Origin of the sequence: Bacillus sp. FSL R10-2201, from assembly GCF_038008665.1 — a bacterium.
In the GTDB taxonomy this organism is placed as follows: domain Bacteria; phylum Bacillota; class Bacilli; order Bacillales; family Bacillaceae_G; genus Bacillus_A; species Bacillus_A mycoides.
Genome location: NZ_JBBOZP010000001.1, coordinates 1110167 through 1124316 on the forward strand (window position 1 = coordinate 1110167; position 14150 = coordinate 1124316).

Annotated in this window: 16 protein-coding genes; 11 read left to right on the forward strand and 5 right to left on the reverse strand. The window is 34.8% G+C overall.

The features are described from left to right. Window positions 1-267 precede the first annotated feature (267 nt). The gene (locus NSQ69_RS05715) at window positions 268-840 is read left to right on the forward strand and encodes a TetR/AcrR family transcriptional regulator (protein WP_002168940.1); all 573 of its coding nucleotides are present in this window, start codon (window positions 268-270) and stop codon (window positions 838-840) included. 207 nt (window positions 841-1047) lie between these two features. Beyond that, window positions 1048-3525: a YhgE/Pip domain-containing protein gene (locus tag NSQ69_RS05720; RefSeq protein ID WP_078206367.1), complete on the forward strand. Its 2478-nt coding sequence runs from the start codon at window positions 1048-1050 to the stop codon at window positions 3523-3525. 38 nt (window positions 3526-3563) lie between these two features. Here NSQ69_RS05720 and NSQ69_RS05725 read toward each other — a convergent pair whose 3' ends face one another. Together NSQ69_RS05725 and NSQ69_RS05730 are read right to left on the reverse strand one after the other, a co-directional pair. Then, window positions 3564-4325, reverse strand: coding sequence for a hypothetical protein (locus NSQ69_RS05725; RefSeq protein WP_002168938.1), 762 nt, complete (start codon window positions 4323-4325; stop codon window positions 3564-3566). A gap of 221 nt (window positions 4326-4546) precedes the next feature. Then, window positions 4547-4912: a PH domain-containing protein gene (locus NSQ69_RS05730; protein ID WP_002168937.1), complete on the reverse strand. Its 366-nt coding sequence runs from the start codon at window positions 4910-4912 to the stop codon at window positions 4547-4549. A 242-nt stretch (window positions 4913-5154) separates the two neighbouring features. On the opposite strand from NSQ69_RS05730, the gene NSQ69_RS05735 reads away from it, so the two are divergent. The 3 genes from NSQ69_RS05735 (at window position 5155) to NSQ69_RS05745 (ending at window position 6455) form a co-directional block, all read left to right on the forward strand. After that, window positions 5155-5361 (forward strand): hypothetical protein, encoded by a 207-nt coding sequence (locus NSQ69_RS05735; protein WP_002125823.1) that lies wholly within the window; start codon window positions 5155-5157, stop codon window positions 5359-5361. Between the two features lie 29 nt (window positions 5362-5390). After that, window positions 5391-5693, forward strand: coding sequence for a DUF2087 domain-containing protein (locus tag NSQ69_RS05740; protein WP_002168936.1), 303 nt, complete (start codon window positions 5391-5393; stop codon window positions 5691-5693). Window positions 5694-5774: 81 nt separating this feature from the next. After that, window positions 5775-6455 carry a Yip1 family protein gene (locus NSQ69_RS05745; RefSeq protein WP_002168935.1) on the forward strand — a complete coding sequence of 227 codons (681 nt, stop codon included), beginning with the start codon at window positions 5775-5777 and terminating at the stop codon, window positions 6453-6455. Window positions 6456-6545: 90 nt separating this feature from the next. On the opposite strand, the gene NSQ69_RS05750 is transcribed toward NSQ69_RS05745, so the two are convergent. Both NSQ69_RS05750 and NSQ69_RS05755 read right to left on the reverse strand, forming a co-directional pair. After that, window positions 6546-7064 (reverse strand): DinB family protein, encoded by a 519-nt coding sequence (locus tag NSQ69_RS05750; RefSeq protein WP_002168934.1) that lies wholly within the window; start codon window positions 7062-7064, stop codon window positions 6546-6548. A 91-nt stretch (window positions 7065-7155) separates the two neighbouring features. Beyond that, on the reverse strand, window positions 7156-8097 hold the full coding sequence (locus NSQ69_RS05755) for a helix-turn-helix transcriptional regulator (protein ID WP_002168933.1): 942 nt from the start codon (window positions 8095-8097) through the stop codon (window positions 7156-7158). A 194-nt stretch (window positions 8098-8291) separates the two neighbouring features. On the opposite strand from NSQ69_RS05755, the gene NSQ69_RS05760 reads away from it, so the two are divergent. Beyond that, window positions 8292-9305 carry a LacI family DNA-binding transcriptional regulator gene (locus NSQ69_RS05760; protein ID WP_002087115.1) on the forward strand — a complete coding sequence of 338 codons (1014 nt, stop codon included), beginning with the start codon at window positions 8292-8294 and terminating at the stop codon, window positions 9303-9305. 39 nt (window positions 9306-9344) lie between these two features. Here NSQ69_RS05760 and yhfH read toward each other — a convergent pair whose 3' ends face one another. Beyond that, window positions 9345-9473: a protein YhfH gene (gene yhfH / locus NSQ69_RS05765; RefSeq protein ID WP_016119782.1), complete on the reverse strand. Its 129-nt coding sequence runs from the start codon at window positions 9471-9473 to the stop codon at window positions 9345-9347. A 203-nt stretch (window positions 9474-9676) separates the two neighbouring features. Here yhfH and NSQ69_RS05770 point away from each other — a divergent pair, with 203 nt between their 5' ends. From NSQ69_RS05770 to NSQ69_RS05790, 5 genes are all read left to right on the forward strand, one after another. Beyond that, window positions 9677-10411 carry an MBL fold metallo-hydrolase gene (locus NSQ69_RS05770; protein ID WP_063226428.1) on the forward strand — a complete coding sequence of 245 codons (735 nt, stop codon included), beginning with the start codon at window positions 9677-9679 and terminating at the stop codon, window positions 10409-10411. A gap of 9 nt (window positions 10412-10420) precedes the next feature. Continuing rightward, window positions 10421-11410 (forward strand): lipoate--protein ligase, encoded by a 990-nt coding sequence (locus tag NSQ69_RS05775; protein WP_078206363.1) that lies wholly within the window; start codon window positions 10421-10423, stop codon window positions 11408-11410. Between the two features lie 146 nt (window positions 11411-11556). Then, on the forward strand, window positions 11557-11982 hold the full coding sequence (locus NSQ69_RS05780; RefSeq protein ID WP_016119784.1) for a hypothetical protein: 426 nt from the start codon (window positions 11557-11559) through the stop codon (window positions 11980-11982). Between the two features lie 177 nt (window positions 11983-12159). Further along, complete coding sequence (locus NSQ69_RS05785; protein WP_002011193.1) at window positions 12160-13692, forward strand: fatty acid--CoA ligase family protein; 1533 nt, start codon at window positions 12160-12162, stop codon at window positions 13690-13692. Window positions 13693-13877: 185 nt separating this feature from the next. Next, window positions 13878-14129, forward strand: coding sequence for a hypothetical protein (locus NSQ69_RS05790; protein WP_000435463.1), 252 nt, complete (start codon window positions 13878-13880; stop codon window positions 14127-14129). Window positions 14130-14150 lie beyond the last annotated feature (21 nt).

Sequence of the window (14150 nt, forward strand, 5' to 3'; positions counted from 1 at the left end):
GTAAAGATTTTCTTGTTTTTTTATTTGATTATTTGAAAAAAGGGAAATTTGTTGTCGTTAAGTAAGGTTTAATCATATATCTTAAGAACACCTTTTCTTTTTCTCTTTTCTTCTGATACACTATGACAGTATTATATAACTTGACTGGAATTTTTTTATACTGGAAATAATAAAAAAGAGAACTTGTCTAGAATGTAAGCGTGTGGTAATATCAAAGATGTACTGATTGACTATATTATCCAATTGGTCATTTTTGGAGGTGACGATGTGGCGATAGATCGAAAACGTTCTATTATTGAAGCTGCAACAAAGTCTTTTTCAGCATTCGGTTATAAGGCGACGACGATGGATCAAGTTGCGAAGTTAGCGAATGTAGGAAAAGGAACAATTTATACTTTTTTCAAAAATAAAGAAGAACTATTTGGTGAAATTATTTCTAATTTAATTACAGAAATGAAGCAAGTCGCAAAAGACGCAATTCGTTCAGATATTTCATTTTTTGAAAATGTACATAGAGCATTATATAGCATATTAGAATTTAGAAAAGAACATCAGCTCATGATTAAATTAATTCAAGAAGAGCGCGATATGGGAACGAAAGAAGTACAAGAAGTGATGCAACAAGTAGATGTGGAAATCGTTTCTGTTATTCAATCTTATTTAGAGATTGCAATTGAAAAAGGTGAAATTAGCAAATGTGATCCAGAAATTACAGCGTTTATTATGCTTCGCCTATACGTATCGCTTATTTTTGATTGGGAAAAAAATCATGAACCGTTAGAAAAAGAAAAAATCTCAGAATTATTCGAACTTTATTTACTAAAAGGATTGTCAAATTAAGATAATCCTTTTATTATTATAAAAAAATGACTAATTGAACAAATTGGTCAATCGTATAAGGAGGATGGTTAAATATAATCATGTAGATGAAAATGTGCATAGTATAAATTCGGGGATAAGGCATATGTATGAACAGATATAGCCTTTTTATTTGGGTAAAAATGACCATAAATGAATTTTGGTCATTTTAAAAAAGGGGGATAAATTATGAAATGGCATAAGTTGCTTAGTAAAGAATTTGCAGAGATTATAAAAAGTAAAAAAATATTAATCCCAATCATTGCGGTTTTATTTGTACCGATTTTATATGCGGGTATGTTTTTATGGGCCTTTTGGGATCCGTATGAACAGCTAGATGACTTGCCAGTTGCGGTAGTCAATTTAGATAAAGGTGCAGAACTTGATGGGAAACCAATTGAGGTCGGGAAAGGGCTCGTTGATAACTTAAAAGATAATAAAAGTTTTAAATGGGAATTTGTAAGTGAAAGAGAAGCGAAAGAGGGAATGGAAGGCAGAAAGTATTACATGTTAGTACGTATTCCAGATGACTTCTCAAGTAACGCTACAACGTTATTAAAAGACGATCCGAAACCATTAAACTTAGAATACATTCCAAATGAAAGTTTAAACTTCTTATCTTCACAAATTGGCGGAACAGCAATTGAAAAAATTAAAGGTGAAGTATCAAGCACGTTAACGAAAACATATGCAGAGAAAATGTTTGATTCCATTAAGGACGTCTCAAAAGGATTAGCAGATGGAGCGGACGGAGCAAATAAGTTACATGATGGAGCTAGTGAGTTGCATGATGGATCAAGTAAAGTGACGGATGGACTCCATACACTTCAAGGGAAGTCTGGGGAGATGAAGGATGGAGTTCAGAAATTAGCAGATGGATCTAATAAATTAGTAGATGGGTCAGGAAAAGTAACAACAGGTTTAAATACGTTAAATAGCAAAACGGGTGAAATGCAGATAGGTATAGGGAAATTGCAAGATGGGTCTCAGAAAGTAACTGATGGTTTGAATACATTAGCAAATAAATCAGGTGAATTAAAAACAGGAACGAATGAATTAGCGAACGGTATGGAAAAGCTTGTTGGAGGACAAAGTCAATTAGAAGAAGGTTCTCAAAAAATTGAAAATGGTTTGCAAGATTTAAATAGTACAGTAAAGCATTCTGTTGTAGGTTTAGAGGAAATGCAGGCGAAAGTTCCTTCTATATTAAATACTGTAAATGAGAAAATGAACGGAGCTGCAGAAAACGTAAATCAGTTAAATGAATTTACTCAATCAACAGCAGGAGATGCAAAAACTGCAGCGCAAGATGTAGCTAATTTGCAAAAGCAAATCGAGAGTTTACCAAAAGAATATCAAGAGAAGTTACAACCATATATAACAAATGCGGCGAAAAGTACAGCGACAGTTCAGCAGAAAGCTATTGGAGTAGCAGGTGGAACAAATAAATTAAATGAAGAAGTAAAACAATTAAAAGGTGAAATAACTCAAACAACAAGTGATGCGCAAAACAAACTACCGAATACAGCGAAATTGCAATCTTTAACGGAGGGTATTGAGAAATTACTGAATGCGCAAAACGAATTTGTAAGCAAATTTCATGGATTTGGTGAAGGATTAAGTAATGCCAAAGTAGGTGTAGATAAATTAAATAACGGGTCAGGTCAATTAATTGATGGAGTAACTCAATTAGCAGATGGCTCAAGTCAAGTAACAGGCGGTTTAGGTACATTATCTGTAGGAGCAAGCCAAATGACAGGAGGAATAACGCAATTAGAGGATGGCTCAAGTCAAGTAACAACAGGCATAGGTACTTTAAATGGTGGTCTAAATAAAATGTCAACTGGCTCAACCCAGCTAATCGACGGAGTAAATAAGCTAACAGACGGCTCTGGAAAAGTGACTGACGGACTCGTAAAAGTAAACGACGGTTCAGGTGAACTTGCTGAGAAACTTGGTGAAGGGGCAGAAAAAACAGGAGAAGTAAAAGGAACGGATAAAACATATGATATGTTTGCAAGCCCAGTAAAAGTGAAGACGGAGAAAATGGCGGAAGTTCCAAACTACGGAACAGGATTCACACCGTATTTCTTATCACTCGGTTTATTCGTTGGGGCATTACTATTATCTATCGTATACCCATTACGCGATACAGTCGGCGTTCCGAAATCAGGATTCAGCTGGTTTATTAGTAAGTTTGGTGTTTTACTATCAGTCGGTATTATTCAAGCAATAGTAGCAGATGTCATATTATTGTTCTGGTTAGGTGTAGAAGTACAAAGTATTCCATACTTTATACTCTTTAGTATTGTTACGAGCTTAGCGTTTATTTCATTAATTCAATGTTTAGTAACAGCATTCGGTGATGCAGGGCGTTTCATCGCCATCATCACATTAATTATTCAGCTTACAACAAGTGCTGGAACATTCCCGCTAGAGTTGATTCCGAAGTATTTACAACCATTTAATGCTTGGTTACCGATGACATATTCTGTATCAGGATTGAAAGCAGTCGTATCAAGCGGAGACTTTAACTTCATGTGGAAAAATATTGGGATACTCATGATCTTTATCGTTGTATTATCACTTGGAACAATTGCTTCATTAACTTGGATGCATAAGCGACAATTTAGAAATGTTGCTGAAAATCAATCGGTTGAAGCGTAAATAAGGAACATAAAAAAGGCACCGAAATGGTGCCTTTTTTATTGGTCTTGTTTTATTGGATGAGAAAGTTCATTTGTTTTTCTATTTTTACGGAACAAGTATATAACAATACTTATAAGAATAATTGTAGCTACAATCCAAACAAATGGACCATATCTTTCAGCAAAAGTATATAGTTTCATGTTGCTGGCAATGTCCTCTTTTGTTTTTCCTATTAGAATTTCAGAACCACTATACCCTTCAAGTGTATCTCCTTTTTTTATACCAAAAATAAGAGTGTCTGATTTGTTTTCTATTCCTGTATATCGGTATCCTTTACCTTTAATTGTTAATTGAGTATCATCCTTTTTTAGTGAGTAATCTTCGGTGGAAATATCTTTTCCTGACAGTGTAATTGGTTCCATCGAAAAACGGATTTCTTTTAATGCAGGAAGAGCCTCATTGTTTAGTAAGAGCTGCTTTGCAATATGCTGCTCGGTATCAATGTTTTTCCAATTTGCTTTTCGTCGTTTATACGTATTAATTTCAAGAAGTGCAAATTCTTTATTTTGAAGTTTTTCCTCTGTAATAGGTTGCGCGGTAGTTAATGTTCCTTTTAATAAAATCACACCGTCTTTTGCAGATTGAAATGAAGAGACCTCCTTCGTTTCTTTTAATGTATTGATAGCACCTCTATAATCTTCTTTTCCTAAAAGAACAGCTCCCGTATGTACGGTTAAAATAAGATATAGGATGCTTAATACTATAATAGCTTTTTTCACTATTTTCCCTCCAAAATATGTATAAGTTAATTGTAACATAATTTTCCATATAAAATTTTCAATTTGAATAATAGGTTACAGGAATGAGAGTGATAAGTAAATTAAGAGAAGTGTGGATGAGAGAAGTAAAAATGAAAGAGAAATACAGTTGTAAGAAAGGTGAACTGTACTTCTCTTTTAGATGAAAAGTATTTTATTCCGTAAAATCCCAATTGGTGTAGGCTAATAATCCGTGGGGGATGAACAAAATCCCCCACGGATTAAAGTTTCACTTTATTGAATTCTTTTCTCTGTATTACATTTAAAAAACCCTCAATATTCGAGCTTAAAATTTGGCCCACCGTTATATATTCGTCTTCATAGTAAAATATTAGTTTTTTATCAAAGAATGTTCTTTTCGTCTCTATGGATAGAATTTTTTTATATTCAAATTCCACAATCAATGCATTTTTACAACATTTGAATGATTGTCCATAAAAAATAACCCTCCTATTAGTGGCAAGTAACACTCCGGAACGAGGGACATTATGTGTAATAATATAGCCAGTAAGTGAACATCTTAAAGTGGATAAAATATTTTCTTCATGATGTAATAGTTGTTTTGCATCCTCTAAAATTTGATTCATTGCATATAATCCTTTTTTATTTAAAATACAATCTATATGGATATTATTATAGCAAGAAAGACCATACACCAAATATGTAACATTGCATATTTGGTGTATGGTCTTTCGAATATTATTCAGAATGGTTCTTACTTTCCAAAGAGCATCTTTTCCTTAATTTTACTATATTTTATGTGTAGCCTAAACGAAAGAAAGGAATCACAACAATTTGAATAGAATCATATTACAGGGGAGTTGATAGTATGAGACAAAAATCTCGCTTCTATTTCATCATATATCCGCTAGTCTGCTTCTTAGTTTATACACTATCTCCGATTTTGTTTCATAAAAAAGAATATACGAGTATGAAAGACATAGTGGGAATGATTGTAACCTATTATATTTTAATTGGTGGATATTACTTTATTGATTTTTTAAGTAAAAGAATAAAGAAAAACGGTAAAGTTTAATAATATAAAAACTGATGGAGGAGAACGAAATGACCGAAAGCCAAATGAAATTTCGTGATACGACCATTCGCAACTTTTTTGATAAAGAGGACCGCTTAAAATCGATTCCAGGTCAAAAAAAGAAAAAGTTAGTCTTATTGGAACATTTGATTAGAAAGCTGGATGCTGGAAACCAATATACAGAAGAAGAAATTAATGCGTTCGTAAAACAGTATCATGATGATTTTTGTACGATAAGAAGAGAATTTGTTATACATGGGTTTATGGACAGAGAAGACAATATTTATAGTGTGAATGCGAGGGAAGAGTGGACGAGGTGGGAGATGTTATAGAGAGCTCTAATTGTGTAAGAACCTGTTTTCATATCTTTGCTGTATTAAAATGATGAATGTAGCGATAAAGGAGGGATTGTCTTGCAAGCTAGCAGTCTTATGCATGAAGAATTTTCGAGGAAGCCATCGGTTTTTGGGATTTTCACTTCACCGACATTACAATTCAAAAGGATGAGGAATCAAAGAAATATATTCCTCCCATTAACTCTTTTAATTTTACTTATTATCATTTCAAGCGCCTTAATTTCCTGGAATTCTTTACATAACCCTGCACTTAGTATGTTTCATGATAAAACTGGATTTACTGTTCCAAAATACATAACTTTCTTTACTTCATTTGGAATTTCTACAGTAAGTGGAATAGTAGCTATATTTTTTGCGCCTATATTCTATAAAAACATTATGATTTTTTTTGGAGTCGATATTAACTACAAGGAAACATTTCCTATCATTATCTATGCATCTTTTGTATTAAAATTAGGGATGCTTTTAAACGGATTGATTGCGTTCTCCCTTGGTGGATATGAGTTGTCCTATACAGGTTTAGGTGCGATAGCAACAGATAATATGGTTTTACATGCAATCGCTCAAAGGATAGATATATTTAATATTTGGTATTACGTTTTATTAGGAATAGGCTTAAAAACAATTACGAATTTAAATGAAAATAAACTTGTCACTCTCATTATTGTGCTTTTCGTTTTTACTAGTGCATTAGCAAGTATATCTGGATTTATGCAAGAAATATCTAAATTACAATAAAAGTATATTGGATTATATTTTTATTCATTTGTATGAAGAAAGGTGGTTTGGCTATGTGCCAAACCACCTTCTTTCATTCTTTATGGTAAATTATGAAATACTGTGATCCAATCTTTCTTTCTGAAGAAGATGATGTGAAAAATGCATAGAAATGAGCTGGAACCACTCTGGAGCATTTAAGTACCCAAGTCCAGGATGCTCCACTTTACAATCATTTGGAATAGAAGCAAGCATTGGTTCAATGTTTTTTACAGCTGTAATTAATTTTAGAAAACGCTCCTGTATCTCTTCTTTGCATGATGGATTTTCAGGTGTGTATCCAGAGCGATTTGGCACTTTTATTTGTATAGGAGGGAAAGCACCCATTGTATATACTTTTTCACCCATATCCGTTTTTTTGTTAGCTACAGATGGTGTTTCAGTTTTACATTTCTCGATTGCATCTAATTGCATATATGTAGCAGCTAGCAGATGGTTATACATTTGACCGAGCGACCATTCTTCTTCAGAAGGTTTTTTTCTAAATTGTTCAATCGTATATTTGTCTAATTCCTTCACATAACACGTTGCTAAACTTTCGAATTTCTCTAACATAACAGTACTGTTCATATTGGTATCCCCTTTTTAAGAAAATGTATTTGTTAATACCTACAATAAAGGAGGGATGCTGACAACATTATGTCAGTAGTAAAATAAAAAATTAAAGTTTTAACATTTTTTTTACTTCATCATATATTTTCTCAGAAAGAATTTTTGGCTCTAGTACTTGCACTTGGCTCCCCCAGCTTAATACCCATTGAAATACTTCATCTATACTTCTTGATTTCAAAAAGACATGAAAACCATTATCTTTATGCTCGTATGAATCTATAAAAAAGTATCGTGACTCAACAATTTTATGTGCAATATGGGATGGGAATAATAAATGGATCGTAACAGTTCGATTGTTTTCAGGTTGATAGTCTTGTAAAGAAAAGTCTTTCGGTTTTGTAAAGAATTCTTGTTCTTGCTGTAATGTATCCATACGGTCTAAACGAAAATTACGTATTTGTTTTCGAAGTAAGCAATGAGCAACGATGTACCAAATTCCTGAAATATTGACTAAACCGTAAGGATGAACGGTCCGTTTTATTTTTGTAGTTTCTCTTGGTTTACGATAAGAAAAAGAGATAGCTTGTTCTTTTTGAATAGATTCTTGCAATAAGAAAAGTTGGTTTTCTAGTTGTTCTCGCTCGGGTTGCTGATGCGAAAATATAGGAGAAAGGAAACGGAAAGTTCCTCGCAGCTCTTCAACTTTCTTTTTTTGATCAGTAGAGAGGACAACCTCAAGTTTCTCTTTTGCCGATTGCGCATGTACAGAAAAAGAAGAAGTGAAAGTTTTCTCGATATAATCACCGCCTAATAAAAGAGTAACAGCCTCTTCCGGCGTAAGCTGAATGGGTGGCAAGAAATAACCATCCATTAATGAATAGCCGTGACCAGGCATTGAAAAAATGGGAACGCCGGATTCGCTGAGTGCGTCCATATCTCGATAAATAGTGCGTATACTTGTCTCAAATTTTTCAGCTAAGCTTTGTGCTGTAACGGTTTGTTTTCTTTGTAATTCAATTAATATAGCTAATAAACGATCCGTCCGATTCATGAAATATCATCCTTTATTTTATAAATATTCTTATTGTGAACTTCTAAAAGTAGTGTGTAATTCCCTGCCATTAACAGACTTTTCCCTATGTATAATATTAATATAGTAAAATCATAAGAACCTATATTGCAGTTTCCAATAATATACTATATAATCAGGATAAGAAAACGTTTTCATGCAAAGGGGGAAATTTCGTGTCGACTATCGAGGACGTGGCGAAATTAGCGGGGTTATCAAGGACAACGGTTTCTAGGGTGATCAATAATCATCCATATGTTTCAGATGAGAAGAAGAAAAGGGTTCAATTAGCAATGAAGCATTTAGGCTTCGTTCCTAATTCTGCGGCGAGAAGGCTTCGTAAACAAAAAACAGAAACAATTGCGGTGCTTGTTCCAAGGATTACAAATCCTTTTTTTAGTAGATTTATTGAAGCAATCGAGATTGCTGCTTCTGAACATAAATATAAACTGATTATTTGTCAAACAAGATATTTACCGGAAAAAGAGATGGAGTATTTACAATTATTATCTACGAAACAAGTAGATGGGATTATTCTATGTTCACTAGAAAATCCATGGGAGAATGTGGAGCCATACTTGCAACACGGTCCAATCGTGTTATGTAATGAATATATTGAGGAAGCAAATGTTCCAACAGTGAAGTTCGATCATGCACAGGGTGCATACATAGCTGCCAATCATGTATTAGAACAAGGATATCGTAATCTGATATTTTGCCGTGGTAACGAAACGAAAGTAGTGAGCCAACAGCGAAAAATGGGCTTTTTACGCGCTATTACTGAAAAGAGTAGAGAAGTGGAAGCGATCGATTTTCTTGAAAACGCTTTCTCTTGGGATGATGGAAAACGAATATTCAATGAAGTATTAAAGGACAAAAAAAATCCTACCGCGATTTTGGCAGGAGGCGACGAGGTTGCAGCTGGAATTATCTCAGAGGCGAAACGCCATGGTTGGAGTATTCCAGAAGATCTCGCTGTGATCGGTTTTGATAATCAAATTTTAGCGCAGATTACAGAGCCAGGTATTACGACAATTGAACAGCCAATCGACGAAATGGCCCGAAAAGTTGTTGACTTAATGATGGATAAAATCCATACGAAAAATTATCGACAAAAAGAATTGTATGAGTTTGAACTGGAGCTCTTGGTGAAAGGTTCAACGATGAAGGATACGATGTTATTAGCCTAGTAGACTATGTCTGCTAGGTTTTTTTATGTTCACAAACTACTAATCTTCGTGAACGCAATCGTCGCATTTGTTATGGTATGCTTCGTGTTGCTCATCAATTTCCTTCCCGCAGTGTGCACAAGTTTTCGTCGGTAAATTTCGGAAAAACTCCATTGGTTGATCAATCATGTCAATCCCTCCATTTCCATTTCTTACTATCATTGTATTAGTACAAAAAATAAAAGTCAACAACTGTTTTATAACAAAGTTGAAAATTAATGAAAAAGTTTAGGAAATGGATTATAGTTAACAATGTAGGATGTAAGTAAAAAACTTTCTCAAGTACGGAGAAAACCAGCATTCCTACTCGGTTTTAGAAAGGATGGATACATATGAAAATGACTGTTGTCGGCTTTTGGGGCGGCTTTCCAGAAGCGGGAGAAGCAACGTCGGGGTATTTGTTTGAACACGATGGTTTTCGTTTACTTGTAGACTGTGGTAGTGGTGTACTAGCACAGATTCAAAAATATATAACACCATCTCATATAGATGCAGTTGTATTGTCGCACTATCATCATGATCATGTTGCAGACATTGGGGTGCTGCAATATGCAAGATTAATTACGAGTGCGACAAAGGGGCAACTACCGGAACTACCAATATACGGTCATACGTTTGACGAGAATGGATTCCATTCTTTAACGCATGCACCGCATACGAAAGGAATCGCGTACAATCCAGAAGAAACACTTCAAATTGGACCGTTCTCCATTTCATTTTTAAAAACTGTTCATCCTGTTACATGCTTTGCGATGCGTATTACAGCTGGCGATGATGTTGTTGTATACAGTGCAGATTCAAGTTATATTCCTGAATTTATTCCGTTCACGAAAGATGCTGATCTTTTCATTTGTGAGTGTAATATGTATGCACATCAAGAGGCTGCAAAAGCAGGGCATATGAATAGTACAGAAGTAGCAAGTATTGCGAAAGATGCAAATGTAAAAGAACTTTTATTAACGCACTTACCGCATACAGGCAATCCATCTGATTTAGTAACAGAAGCAAAACAAATTTTCAGTGGCCATATTACGCTAGCGCATAGTGGCTACGTATGGAACTCATGAGGTGATATGATGTTATTTATTGATAATAAAGGGATTACAGATCCTAGAATAAACTTAGCGATTGAAGAATATTGTGTTAAAAATTTAGATATTAACGAAACATATTTACTGTTCTACATTAATGAGCCTTCGATTATCATTGGTAAAAACCAAAACACAGTGGAAGAAATTAATGCAGATTACGTAAAAGAAAAAGGCATTCATGTTGTTCGTCGTCTATCAGGCGGAGGCGCAGTATATCATGATTTAGGAAACTTAAACTTCAGTTTTATTACGAAAGATGATGGAGATAGTTTCAGCAACTTTAAAAAATTCACAGAGCCTGTAACGAAAGCTCTTAGTAAACTAGGCGTAAATGCAGAACTAAGTGGTCGTAACGACATTTTAGCTGAAGGTAGAAAAATTTCAGGTAACGCGCAGTTCTCAACGAAAGGTCGTATGTTTAGTCACGGTACGTTACTATTTGACTCTGAAATCGATCACGTCGTATCAGCGTTAAAAGTAAAAATGGATAAGATTCAATCAAAAGGAATTAAATCAATCCGTAGCCGCGTTGCGAATATTACAGAGTTCTTAAACGAAAAAATGACGACAGAAGAGTTTAGACAACTTCTTCTAGAAACAATTTTCGAAGGAGAAACAGAAATTCCAACGTACGAATTAACAGAAAATGATTGGAAAGAAATCCATAAACTTTCTGAAGAGCGCTACCAAAATTGGGATTGGAACTACGGAAAATCTCCGAAGTTCAACTTACAACATTCACACCGCTTCCCAGTTGGACAAGTTGACGTTCGTCTTGAAGTGAAAAAAGGAACAGTAACAGAATGTAAAATTTACGGTGACTTCTTCGGCTCACTAGATGTCCATGACATTGAAGAGCGTCTAACAGGTGTACAATTTGATAAAGATGCATTCACTGTAGCTTTAGAAGGCGTAGATATCGTACGCTATTTCGGTAATATTACAACAGAAGATTTCTTACATTTATTCTTCTAAAAGAAGAAGCCATCCCGAAATATCTTTTGGGATGGCTTTTTTTATTATGAATTCATTTACCGTTAAAAGCGTCGCTAAAAACATCTACTAGCAGGACATTCTTTTATTATAAAGGAAGTATATATAATTAAAGGAGGATGATCGAAATGAAAAGGATAATACACTTTATATTATTGATCAGCTTCGTTATAGGGATGACAGCTTGTAACGATGAAACTTCCTCTAGTCGTACACTTTTATTTATTGGAAAGCCAGCGAAGGATAATGCCATATATTATACGCATACAGATAAAAAACGAAAGATAGATGATATACAAACTATGTTTCAAAATAAGAAATGGAAAAGAAATGAAACGTTTAGTAGCGTTAATAAAACGCCAGATGTTGTCTTGTCGATAGATGAAGACAATAAAGGATTACCGACACTATATGTTACAGTCTACTTGCATGAAAATGGAGCGGACGCTCTCAATTTGTATGGAGAGTATACGGCTTTAAATAAAGAGGAAGTTGAAAAACTTAGGGGAAAGATGAGTGCATATTATCCTACAATGATTTTAGCTATAGTTTAACTATATGTTTGTACCCGTTTCTTTCACATATAATTCTCGTATCTTACTAAAGTGTTCTGGAAGAAAGTGGTCGATGTATATTCGATTAATAGAATATCACTTGCTACTTTAATTTTCTTTTAATATAATTAATTTAGAATTTTTAAATATTCTAAATTTTATAAAGGTGGGGTTTGTGTGAATCTCGTTCAATCTTTGGCTGAAACGGCAAAAAAGAAGGGGGATAAACCGGCGTACATATTTATGGATCAGTCGGTCTCTTATGACCAATTAAACAAAGTGGTCACTAGGTTTTCTAGTAATTTAGCAAAAATGGGCGTTGGAAAAGGGGACAATGTCGCATTAGCTGTAGGCAATTCACCACATTTTTTAGTAGGTTTATACGGAACGATGAAAGCCGGAGCAACTGTCATTCCGATTAATCCAATTTATACAGCAGACGAAATACATTACATATTACAAAATGGAGATGTAAAAACAATCATCGTACTCGACGTCCTTCTACCTGTTATACAATCTCTTACAACAAGACTTCCTTCACTTGAAAATATCATCATATGCGAGACCTCATCAGATTTTACTCATACAGAAACTGAAAAAATGAAAACGTTTACTAGTTGTATAGGAACTGGAGATGTAACTTACGAAGGTCCTGAACTAGATGAAGAAGATGTAGCTGTTATTTTATACACTTCAGGTACAACTGGAAAGCCAAAAGGCGCTATGTTAACACATAAAAATTTATATAGTAATGCAAGCGATGTGGCGTCGTATTTACAATATACTGCGGACGATCGCGTCGTTGCGGCACTGCCGATGTTCCATGTATTTTGCTTAACAGTGGCGGTCAATGCGCCGATTGTGAACGGGGCGACTATTTTAATGTTACCGAAATTTAGTCCGAAAGAAGTATTCCGTATTTGTCGCACGTATGAACCAACGATTTTTGCGGGTGTACCGACCATGTACAATTACTTATATTTATTTGAAGAAGCGAGCGCAGAAGATGTGAAGACACTTCGCCTTTGTATTTCAGGTGGTGCGTCAATGCCTGTTGCCCTTCTGCAAAACTTTGAAAAACGTTTTGACGTTATCGTTTCAGAAGGATACGGTTTATCAGAAGCATCACCAGTTACTTGTTTTAATCCATTAGATCGTCCTCGTAAACCAGGTTCGATTGGTACAAATATTTGGCACGTAGAAAATAAAATTGTGAACGAACTTGGGGAAGAAGTACCTGTTGGTGCAGTTGGGGAGTTAATTGTTCGCGGACCTAACGTTATGAAGGGTTACTATAATGCGCCAGAAGATACTGCGGCGACAATTAAAGATGGCTGGCTATATACAGGAGACTTAGCGAAAATGGATGAAGAAGGTTACTTCTATATCGTCGATCGCAAAAAAGATATTGTTTTAGTTGGTGGTTATAACGTATATCCTCGTGAAGTGGAGGAAGTATTATACACTCACGATTCGGTAGCTGAAGTTGTCGTAATCGGTGTTCCTGATGAAAACTTAGGAGAAGCAGTGCGAGCTTACGTCGTTCTGAAACAAACGAGCGTAACAGAAGAAGAGCTTATGCATTACTGCACGTTACATTTAGCGAAATATAAAGTGCCAATGAGCATTGAGTTTTTAACAGAATTGCCGAAGAATACAACTGGTAAGTTGTTACGAAGAGCTCTGAGAGAGAAGGCATTGCAAGTATAAAAATAAAGATATCCATCTCTATGACTACATGTTTAGAGATGGATATCTTTTTGTCCTGTAAAAGCTCGATTCGTGTGGATGGACAAAATCCCTACTGATTAAAGTCTCACTTTATTTTTTAGAATTGGTTAAGCTATAAGCCCATATATTTAAACCGTAATATGAACAATAAGGAGGAGATATACGTGGAGCAGAAGGAATTACGCTTAAGGAAAGTACAATATCTTATTTGTGACATTATGGATGAAATGAATATGGAGAGTGAAAAGAAGAACTTAGAAACATTGCAAAAGGTAATTGATCACCTTTCAGGGGCGATTGGGGATTTAGTGGATCCATCGGGTACGTATTCATTAGACTATTTAGAGAGAAAGGTGCATACTGCTCATTATTTATTGTTTAAAAATGATCGGAAAGCATATTTGTGTAATAAATAGGAGTATTTGTTTAATTTTTTT